At 75.1% G+C, this 8,308-nt stretch carries 10 protein-coding genes; 4 read left to right on the top strand and 6 right to left on the bottom strand.

Annotation, left to right across the window (positions count from 1 at the left end; all coding sequences use genetic code 11):
- Positions 1-53 precede the first annotated feature (53 nt).
- Positions 54-455, bottom strand: coding sequence for an FKBP-type peptidyl-prolyl cis-trans isomerase (locus tag ACFWEK_RS15625; protein ID WP_429733276.1), 402 nt, complete (start codon positions 453-455; stop codon positions 54-56).
- Between the two features lie 79 nt (positions 456-534).
- Complete coding sequence (locus ACFWEK_RS15620) at positions 535-1,440, bottom strand: LysR family transcriptional regulator (RefSeq protein ID WP_430548356.1); 906 nt, start codon at positions 1,438-1,440, stop codon at positions 535-537.
- Positions 1,441-1,522: 82 nt separating this feature from the next.
- On the opposite strand from ACFWEK_RS15620, the gene ACFWEK_RS15615 reads away from it, so the two are divergent.
- Positions 1,523-2,494 carry a DMT family transporter gene (locus tag ACFWEK_RS15615; protein ID WP_430554618.1) on the top strand — a complete coding sequence of 324 codons (972 nt, stop codon included), beginning with the start codon at positions 1,523-1,525 and terminating at the stop codon, positions 2,492-2,494.
- An 84-nt stretch (positions 2,495-2,578) separates the two neighbouring features.
- On the opposite strand, the gene ACFWEK_RS15610 is transcribed toward ACFWEK_RS15615, so the two are convergent.
- Together ACFWEK_RS15610 and ACFWEK_RS15605 are read right to left on the bottom strand one after the other, a co-directional pair.
- Positions 2,579-3,892, bottom strand: coding sequence for an RNA polymerase sigma factor (locus tag ACFWEK_RS15610; RefSeq protein WP_430554617.1), 1,314 nt, complete (start codon positions 3,890-3,892; stop codon positions 2,579-2,581).
- Positions 3,889-4,317: a YciI family protein gene (locus ACFWEK_RS15605; RefSeq protein ID WP_430548353.1), complete on the bottom strand. Its 429-nt coding sequence runs from the start codon at positions 4,315-4,317 to the stop codon at positions 3,889-3,891. The genes ACFWEK_RS15610 and ACFWEK_RS15605 overlap by 4 nt, the downstream gene beginning before the upstream one ends.
- A 154-nt stretch (positions 4,318-4,471) precedes the next feature.
- Here ACFWEK_RS15605 and ACFWEK_RS15600 point away from each other — a divergent pair, with 154 nt between their 5' ends.
- From ACFWEK_RS15600 to ACFWEK_RS15590, 3 genes are read left to right on the top strand one after another with little or no spacing between them, the layout of a single operon-like run.
- Positions 4,472-5,353 (top strand): alpha/beta fold hydrolase, encoded by an 882-nt coding sequence (locus tag ACFWEK_RS15600; RefSeq protein WP_430554616.1) that lies wholly within the window; start codon positions 4,472-4,474, stop codon positions 5,351-5,353.
- Entirely contained in the window at positions 5,340-5,963 is a 624-nt protein-coding gene (locus ACFWEK_RS15595; RefSeq protein WP_430554615.1) for a TetR/AcrR family transcriptional regulator, read from the top strand. Before ACFWEK_RS15600 ends, ACFWEK_RS15595 begins: the two co-directional genes overlap by 14 nt.
- Complete coding sequence (locus tag ACFWEK_RS15590) at positions 5,960-6,712, top strand: hypothetical protein (protein ID WP_430554614.1); 753 nt, start codon at positions 5,960-5,962, stop codon at positions 6,710-6,712. The genes ACFWEK_RS15595 and ACFWEK_RS15590 overlap by 4 nt, the downstream gene beginning before the upstream one ends.
- 40 nt (positions 6,713-6,752) lie before the next feature.
- On the opposite strand, the gene ACFWEK_RS15585 is transcribed toward ACFWEK_RS15590, so the two are convergent.
- Both ACFWEK_RS15585 and ACFWEK_RS15580 read right to left on the bottom strand, forming a co-directional pair.
- The gene (locus ACFWEK_RS15585) at positions 6,753-7,631 is read right to left on the bottom strand and encodes a Bax inhibitor-1/YccA family protein (protein ID WP_430548349.1); all 879 of its coding nucleotides are present in this window, start codon (positions 7,629-7,631) and stop codon (positions 6,753-6,755) included.
- A gap of 105 nt (positions 7,632-7,736) precedes the next feature.
- The coding region (locus ACFWEK_RS15580) for an inositol monophosphatase family protein (protein ID WP_430554613.1) at positions 7,737-8,308 on the bottom strand (572 nt) is incomplete at its 5' end.

Below are 8,308 nucleotides of genomic sequence, written 5' to 3'. Positions count from 1 at the left end.
CGCCTGCTGGCGCGCGATCACGGTGTCAACCGCCTGTTCGGCGAGGGGTGCGGTCAGCGCACGCCGACGACGTCGACGACGAAGACGAGCGTCGCGCCGCCGGGGATGCCGGCCTGCGGCACGCCGCGCTGGCCGTAGCCGTGCTCGGACGGGATGGACAGCAGCACGCGGTCGCCCACGTTGCGGCCGACCAGGCCCTTGTCCCAGCCGCCGATGACCGCGCCGACGCCGATCGGGAAGTCGATGGTCTGGCCGCGGTCGTAGGAGTTGTCGAACACGCCGCCGCCCCAGGTCTGGCCCAGGTAGTTGACGACGATGGTGCGGCCGGCGTCGACCACCGGGCCGGTGCCCTCCTCGAGCACCTGCACCTGCAGGCCGGCGGGGGCGTCGCCCTCGGGGAACGTGATCTGGGGCTTGTCGCCGAAGCCGCCGGTGGCGGTGGGGAGCGTGGTCACAGGGGTACCTCGTCTTCGTCGTCGTGCAGAGTCGGGGTGCAGAGGCCAGGCGATGCCCGGCGGGGCTGCGCCGTCCAGCCTACGCGGCGGACGGCACCGGGCACCCGGCGACGTCGCGCAGCGCCGCGAGCGCGGCCACCACCGGCGGGGTGTCGGCGACGGCGTCCTGCACCAGGGCGTAGATGGACCGCACCGGCACGGGCCGCACCACGGGCACGGCCACCGTCCCGGCCGCGGGGCGCGCGGAGCCGAGCGCGGGCAGCACGGTGATGCCGATGCCGGCGGCGACGAACGCGAGGGCGGTCGGGTAGTCGTGGGCCTCCACCGCGAACGCCGGGCTGAACCCGGCGGCGCGGCACGCCTCGAGCAGGTTGCGGCGGCACCAGCCGCGGGCGAAGTCGTTGTCGATCCACCGGTCGCCGACCAGCTCCGCGAGCTCGATCTCGTCCCGCCCGGCCAGCGGGTGGTCCTGGCGGACGACGGCGACGTACGGGTCGTCGAGCAGGTGGTGGGCGGTCGTGCCGGCGGCGGGCCGGAAGTCGGTCTGCGCGACGGCGAGCTGCAGGTCGGCGCGCTTCGACGGGTCGGTGGGGATCTCCTCGGTGAGCTCGAGGTCGAGCCGCACGCCGGGGAACCCGCTGCTGAGCGCGCTGACGACGGCCGGCAGCCACGCCGCCCCGACGGAGGCGAAATAGGCGACGGACAGGCTCCCGGAGCGCCCGGAGCGCAGGTCGGCGACGAACGTCTCCACCTCCCCGAGGCGGGCGAGCAGCCCGTCCGCCTGCGCGGCGAGCGCCTGGCCCGCGGCGGTGGGCCGCACGCCGCGGCCGTGCCGGGCGAGCAGCTGGAGCCCTGTCTCGCGCTGCAGCGCGGCGACGTGCTGGCTCACCGCGGACGGCGTGTAGCCGAGGTTGGCGGCCGCCGCGGCGACCGAGCCGCTGGCGACGACGGAGCGGAAGACGCGGAGCCGGTGGACGTCGAGCATGTCGCGACAATACAGCGACACTGAAGCGTTCGGTAGATACCTGAACTGGTGCTCACGAGACACGTCGGGGACGATCGTTCCCATGGCCGAGACCACCGCGCGCACCGCGCCGCCCGCGCCGAGCGCCACGCCGGGGAACACCCCGCGCCGCGCCGGCGCCCTCACGGCGGCCGCCATGGCCGTCACCGTCGTGCTGTGGGCCTCGGCATTCGTCGGCGTGCGCGCCGTCGGGCACGACCTCGACGCCGGCGCGCTCACCCTCGGTCGCGTCGCCGTCGGCTCCGCGGCGCTGACCGTGATCCTGCTCGTCGCTCGCGCCCGCCGCCGCACCCCCGTCCGGCTCCCCCGGGGGCGGGTGCTGTTGCTGGTCCTCGCCTGGGGTGTCGCCTGGTTCGGCGCGTACAACCTCACCCTCAACGCCGCGGAGCAGCACCTCGACGCGGGTACCACGGCCCTGCTGGTCAACATCGCGCCGATGCTGGTCGCCGTCCTGGCGGGCGTGCTGCTGCGCGAGGGCTTCCCCCGCCGCCTGCTGGCGGGCATCGCCGTCGCGTTCACGGGCGTCGTCGTCATCGCCGTCGCGACGACGACGGGCCGGTTCGACGTCGTCGGCGTGGCGCTCGGCCTCGCCTCGGCCGTGCTGTACGCCGGCGCCGCCACGCTGCAGAAGCGCCTGCTCCCCCACGCCGACGCGCTCACCATGACCTGGCTCGGCTGCCTCGCCGGCACCGTCGCGGCGCTGCCGTTCCTGCCTGCGCTGATCTCGCAGGCATCCGTCGCGCCGTCGTCGTCCCTGCTCGGCGTCGTCTACCTGGGGGTGTTCCCGACCGCGATCGCGTTCACCACCTGGGGGTACACCCTGGCCCGCGTCAGCGCCGGTCGTGCCGCAGCGTCGACGTACGCCGTCCCGCCGCTCGTCGTGCTGATGTCCTGGGTCCTGCTCGACGAGGTGCCCGCACCCGTCGTGCTCGTCGGCGGCGTGCTGGCCCTGGCCGGCGTCGCCGTGGCGACCCTCCCCCGGCGACCTGTCAGGACCAGGATCACGAATCCATGACCGTGGTCCTGACAACTCTGCGGGCCGGCGACTTGTCAGGACCACGACCATCAGAACCTGCGCGTGGCCCTGACAGGTCGCGGGTCAGAGGGCGGCGGCCTTCGCCTCCAGCACGCCGCGCTCGCGGGCGTTGCCGCACAGGCGGGCGGCGAGCTCCAGCTCCGCGCGCGCCTCGTCTTTCCGGCCGAGCCGGGCGAGCAGCTCGCCGCGCACGGACGGGAGCAGGTACGACCCGGACAGCACCTCGTGCGCGACGAGGTCGTCCACGACGGCGAGCCCGGCGGCCGGGCCCGCCGCCATCGCGACCGCGACGGCGCGGTTGAGCTCGACGACGGGCGACGGCGCCACGCGGCCCAGCGCCTCGTAGAGCACGACGATGCGCTCCCAGTCGGTCGCGGGGACGGACGGCGCGACGTCGTGCTGCTCCGCGATGGCGGCCTGCAGCCCGTACGGCCCCAGCCCGCGCCCGACGGCGACCGCCCGGGCGAGCGCGTCGCGCCCCCGCCGAACCGCCGACCGGTCCCAGCGGCGCCGGTCCTGGTCCTCCAGCAGCACCGGCTCCCCGTCCGGCCCGGTGCGCGCGGGGAACCGCGCCGCGGTGAGCTCCAGCAGCGCGAGCAGCCCGAACGTCTCCGGCTCGGGCGCGAGGCGCGTCAGGACACGGGCGAGCCGGACGGCCTCGTACGCCAGGTCGGGCCGCATCCAGTCGTCGCCGCCCGACGCCGTCGACCCCTCCGAGAAGATGAGGTAGACGACGTTCAGCACGGAGCCGAGCCGCTCCGCGCGGTCCTCGGCGGCCGGCACCTCGAAGGGCACCCGCGCGGCGGTCAGCGTCTTCTTCGCCCGGGTGATGCGCGCCTGCACCGTGGGCACGGGCACGAGGAACGCGCGCGCGATCTCCTCGCTGCCCAGGCCGGCCACCACGCGCAGGGTCAGCGCGACCCGCGCCTCCTTGGACAGCACGGGGTGGCACGCCACGAACAGCAGCGCGAGGCGGTCGTCCTCGATCTTGTCCGGGTCCCACAGCAGGTCGTCGGCCGGTGCCGGTGCGGCGCCCGGCCCGCCCGTGACGGCGCCGCCCTCGCCGAGGTCGCGCGCCAGTGCCGCGTACCGCTCGTCGCGTCCGGAGCGCCGCCGGAACGCGTCGATCGCGCGGCGCCGCCCGGTCGCGAGCAGCCACGCGACCGGGTCGCGCGGGACGCCGTCGCGCGGCCAGGCGACCAGCGCCTCCGCGAGCGCCTCCGACGCGACGTCCTCCGCGAGCGCGAAGTCGTTCGTGTACCGGGCGAGCGCGCCGACGATGCGGCTGGACTCGATGCGCCAGACGGCCTCGACGACGCGACGAGGGGCCGCACCGTCGTCGGCGCGGCCCTCGTCGTGCGGTCCGACGGCGCTCACTGGGCCCGCTGGGCCTGCTCCTCGCGCCACCCCTGCTCCTTCTGCACCCACTCGTTGTCCTGCGGGAAGTCCTCCGGGCCGGTGACGCGGCGCACCTCGAGCTTCGTGCCCGCGCCGCTCAGCGGCGCCCGCTTGGCCCACTCGATCGCCTCCTCCTTGGAGGCGACGTCGACGATCCAGAAGCCGTTGAACAGCTCCTTGGTCTCGCCGTAGGGGCCGTCGGTGACGACGGGGGTGTCGGTGGAGAAGTCGACGACCGCGCCCTCGGACGCGTCGGACAGCCCCTCGCCCGCGGCGAGCACGCCGGCGTTCATCATCGACTCGTTGTAGCGGCCCATCGAGGCGATGACCTCGGTGAAGTCCATCTGCTCGAACGCCGCCTGGCCCTCGTCGGTCCCCCGCATGATCAGCATGTACTTGGCCATCGTCCCGCTCCTTGTCGTGGTCACGGTCACCCTCGTGGTGACCTTCTCATCCCCAGGTCGAACGGGGAACCGCCGGATCGACATCGCCCGAGAAGTTTTCTCGAGGAACCTCTTGCAACCTTTGGCTAATCGTATTAGCTTCATGGCTATGGACATGACCGGGAAGCTCGAGCTCCGACACCTCGCCCGCCCCGAGGGGCGGATCGCCTACACCGACGCGGGCAGCGGCCCGCTCGTCGTCGCCGTCCCCGGGATGGGCGACCTCCGCTCCACCTACGACGACGTCGTCCCCGCGCTCGTCGCTGCCGGCCACCGCGTGGTCGTCGCGGACCTGCGGGGCCACGGCGACTCCGACACCACCTTCGCCACCCACGGCGACGTCGCCACCGGCACCGACCTCGTCGCCCTCGTCGAGCACCTGGACGCCGGCCCCGCCGTGCTGCTGGGCAGCTCCATGGGCGGTTCCGCCGCCGTGTGGGCCGCCGCCGAGCGCCCCGACCTCGTCCGCGGGCTGGTGCTGCTCGCCCCGCACCTGCGCGAGCTCGCCTCCCCCGGCCACCTGCGGTTCAACCGCGCGCTGTACCGCGCGCTGTTCGTCCGCCCGTGGGGCGCGGCGGCGTGGGCGTCGCTCTACACCTCGATGTTCGCCAAGGGCCGCAAGTCCCCCCGGCACGCGGAGCACGTCGCGAGCATCCGCCGCAGCATGGCCGACGCGGCGCACCTGCGCTCCTTCCGCGACCTCGCCGTCGCGCTCGACCACTCCGTGATCGAGCCGCTCGTCGCCACGGTGCAGGCTCCGTCGCTCGTCGTCGTCGGCGAGCTGGACCCCGACTACAAGGACGCGGGCGCGGAGCTCGCCCGGATGCGGGAGGCGCTCGACGGCCAGGAGCTCCTGGTCCCCGGCGTCGGTCACTACCCGCAGCACCAGGCGCCGGAGGTCGTGACCCCGGCCGTCCTCGACTTCCTCGCCGGTCTGCCGGCCGCCCACCCCGCCCCCCAGGAGAACGGCGCCGACGAGCGGGGTGCGCGTGCCTAGGGCCGGGCTGTCGCGGGACGCCGTGGTCCGCCTCGCCCTGGAGCAGGTGGACGCGGGCGGGCCGACCGGGCTCGCCGACCTCACCCTCGCGAAGGTCGCCGCGTCCGCCGGGGTCGCCACCCCCAGCCTGTACAAGCACGTCGGCTCGTTGGCGGCGCTGCGCCGCGAGGTCGCGCTGGTCGCGCTCGACGAGCTGACGACGGCGAGCGCCGCGGCGACGGTCGGCCGCGCGGGTCCCGACGCCCTGCGCGCCCTCGCCCGCGCGTGGCGCGACTACGCCCGCGCGCACCCCGGCCGGTACGCCGCCGTCCAGCTCGCCCCCGACCCCGACGCCCCCGAGGACGCCGAGCACCGCGCCGCCGGGGCCCGCGTGGTCGCGCTCGTCGGGGCGGTGCTGCACGGCTTCGGCCTCCCCGACGACCGCACGATCGACGCCGTCCGCGTGGTGCGCGCCGGCGTGCACGGCTTCGTCCTCCTGGAGCTCTCCGGCGGCTTCCGCCTGCCCGAGGACCTGGACCGCAGCTTCGACGCCCTGGTCGACATGCTCGTCGCCGGGGTCACCACCCTCGCGGCCGCACCGTCGCGGCCCGCACCGAAGGAGCAACCATGACCCGCACGACCCACGCCGCCCGCACGACGACGCCCGCCGCGACGGCAGGCTCGGCGCCCACCACCCGGATCGCAGCCTGGACCGCGGGCGGCGCCGTCGCGGCGGCCGTGCTCCTGCTGCTCTTCCCCGTGCTCCGTCCGTGGCCGGACGAGTCCGTGCCGAGCGTCGCGCTCGCGGAGTCGTTCGCCTCCGACCGGTGGGTGCTGGCGCACCTGTGCGGGATCGCGGGGCTCGGCCTGCTCGCGCCGACGTTCCTCGGCCTGCGGGCGCTGCTGCGCGGGAGCGGGGCCCTGGGCGCCGTCGCCCCGGGTGCGCGCGCCGCCACCGCCGCCGTCGTCACCGCCTGGGCCGGGGCCGCGCTCAGCTCGCTCTACTTCGGCGCCGAGATCTTCGGCATCCGCACGATCGCGCAGGCCGCGCTGCGCACGCAGGACCCGGCGCTGCTCGCCGACGTCGACGTGCTCCGCGAGCAGCCTGCCGCGATGACCCTCTTCGGCCTGGGCCTCGCGCTGATCGCCGCGGCGGGGGTCCTCGCCGCCGTCGCGCTGTGGCGCGGCGCGCTCCGACCGCGCTGGGTCGGCGTCCCGCTGGCCGCCGGGCTGCTGCTCTACCTGCCGCAGTTCTTCGGCACCCCGGCGGTGCGCGTCGGGCACGGCCTCCTGGTCGCCGCCGGGCTCCTGCTGGTCGCGTGGGCGGTACGGCGCGCGCCTGCCCCGGGCACGACGACGGCCGGCCACCCCGCAGGGTGACCGGCCGTCGGGCCGTACGTTCCGGAGGCGTACCGAAGGGTCAGTCGCCGCTCTGGAAGATCGCCAGCAGGCGCAGGAACTCCAGGTACAGCCACACCAGGGTGACGATCAGCCCGAAGGCCGCCGTCCAGGCGAACTGCGCCGGGACGCCCTGCTCGACGCCGCGCTTGATCGAGTCGAAGTCGACGATGAGCGACGCGGCGGCCAGGCCGACCGCGACGAGCCCGACGATGATCCCGATCACGCCGCCGCGCATCCCCCAGCCGTCGAGGACGCCGGTCCAGGTCAGGACGACGTTGACGAGCGAGAAGACGAGGTAGCCCACCATGGCGATGAGCAGCCACCGGGTGAACTTCGGCGTGACGCGCACCTTGCCGGACTTGAACAGGAACAGCGCGGCGGCGAACGTCGCCAGCGTCGCCACGACGGCCTGCAGCACGATCCCGGAGAGCGGGGCGCCCGAGCTGCCGACGGCGATCGACGCGAACGCGATCGAGATGCCACCGAGGAACACGCCCTCGGCCACCGTGTAGGCGATGATCAGCGCGGGGCTGGGCTTCTTCTTGAAGGCGTTCACCAGCCCCAGCACCAGGCCGGCGATCATGCCGATCGGCCAGAGGTTCGGGGCGAAGTTCCACGTCGCGGCCGCCACCACGATCAGCAGCGCGAGCAGGCCGCCGGTCTTGATGATGACGTCGTCGTAGGTGAGGCGCTTGGTGTCGGCCGTGGTGGCGGACGGCGCCTGGTACATGGCGTCGAGGCTCGCGGCGTCGGTGGCCTGCGCGCCCATGGTCCCGGCGCCGTACGCGCCGTACTGCGGCTGCGCAGTGGTCGTGCCGCCGGGGCGGGATCCCTGGCGAGCCCCGGTACGGCGCGGCTCGCCGAAGACGTCGCTGCTCGAGAAGACGGGGTTGGTCATGAACTCCTCCTGGTCGCGGCTGCCGGGTGCCCGACGACGGGTCGTCGCGCGCGCAGGGCCGGGTCGCTGGCCGTGCGATCCATCGTAGTGAACGCGCGGCGTTCCTCAGACGTTCCCAGGTCGGCGACTCTTTCCGAGGACGCCGCGCGCGGCCTCCGCCGTCGCCTCGTCGACGGCGAACAGCCCGGTCCCGGTCACGGGGTGCGGCTGCCCGCGGTCGCCGCCGAAGACGCCGCCCGCCTCGGTGACGATGAGGGACAGCGGCGCGTAGTCCCACACCTTGCCGCCCACCTGGACCGCGAGGTCGAGCTCGCCGGCCGCGACGAACAGGGCGCCGTGCACGCGCCACTCCGCGACCTCGACCACCTCGACGAGCGGCTCCACCTCGGCGCGGTACCGCGCCGGCACCATCGCGAGCGGGGGCAGCACCGCCGCCCGTACCGGACCGAGCGACCCCGGCGGCGCGCCGACGCGCAGGCGCCGCGCGCCGGTCACGCGACCGTCGACGACGTCCGCGACGTACGCGCCCCGGCCGCGGGCCGCGTACCAGACCTGTCCCTGCGCGGGCAGGACCGTGCCGTGCGCCTCGACGTACTGGACGGTGGCGGGGTCGATCGTCTCGTAGACCTTGCCGAGGAGTTCCACCTGGGCGTCCAGGCTCGGGGTGGTGACGCCCA

It is taken from the genome of Isoptericola sp. NPDC060257, from assembly GCF_042726645.1.
Taxonomy (GTDB): Bacteria; Actinomycetota; Actinomycetes; order Actinomycetales; family Cellulomonadaceae; genus Isoptericola; species Isoptericola nanjingensis.
This window is presented reverse-complemented; position numbering and strand designations above follow the sequence as displayed.

Coding starts and splice junctions, on each gene's coding strand:
- ACFWEK_RS15620 (WP_430548356.1), bottom strand. CDS start 1,440: ATGCTCGACGTCCACCGGCTCCGCGTCTTCCGCTCCGTCGTCGCCAGC.
- ACFWEK_RS15590 (WP_430554614.1), top strand. CDS start 5,960: ATGACCCGCACGACCCACGCCGCCCGCACGACGACGCCCGCCGCGACG.
- ACFWEK_RS15605 (WP_430548353.1), bottom strand. CDS start 4,317: ATGGCCAAGTACATGCTGATCATGCGGGGGACCGACGAGGGCCAGGCG.
- ACFWEK_RS15615 (WP_430554618.1), top strand. CDS start 1,523: ATGGCCGAGACCACCGCGCGCACCGCGCCGCCCGCGCCGAGCGCCACG.
- ACFWEK_RS15600 (WP_430554616.1), top strand. CDS start 4,472: ATGACCGGGAAGCTCGAGCTCCGACACCTCGCCCGCCCCGAGGGGCGG.
- ACFWEK_RS15585 (WP_430548349.1), bottom strand. CDS start 7,631: ATGACCAACCCCGTCTTCTCGAGCAGCGACGTCTTCGGCGAGCCGCGC.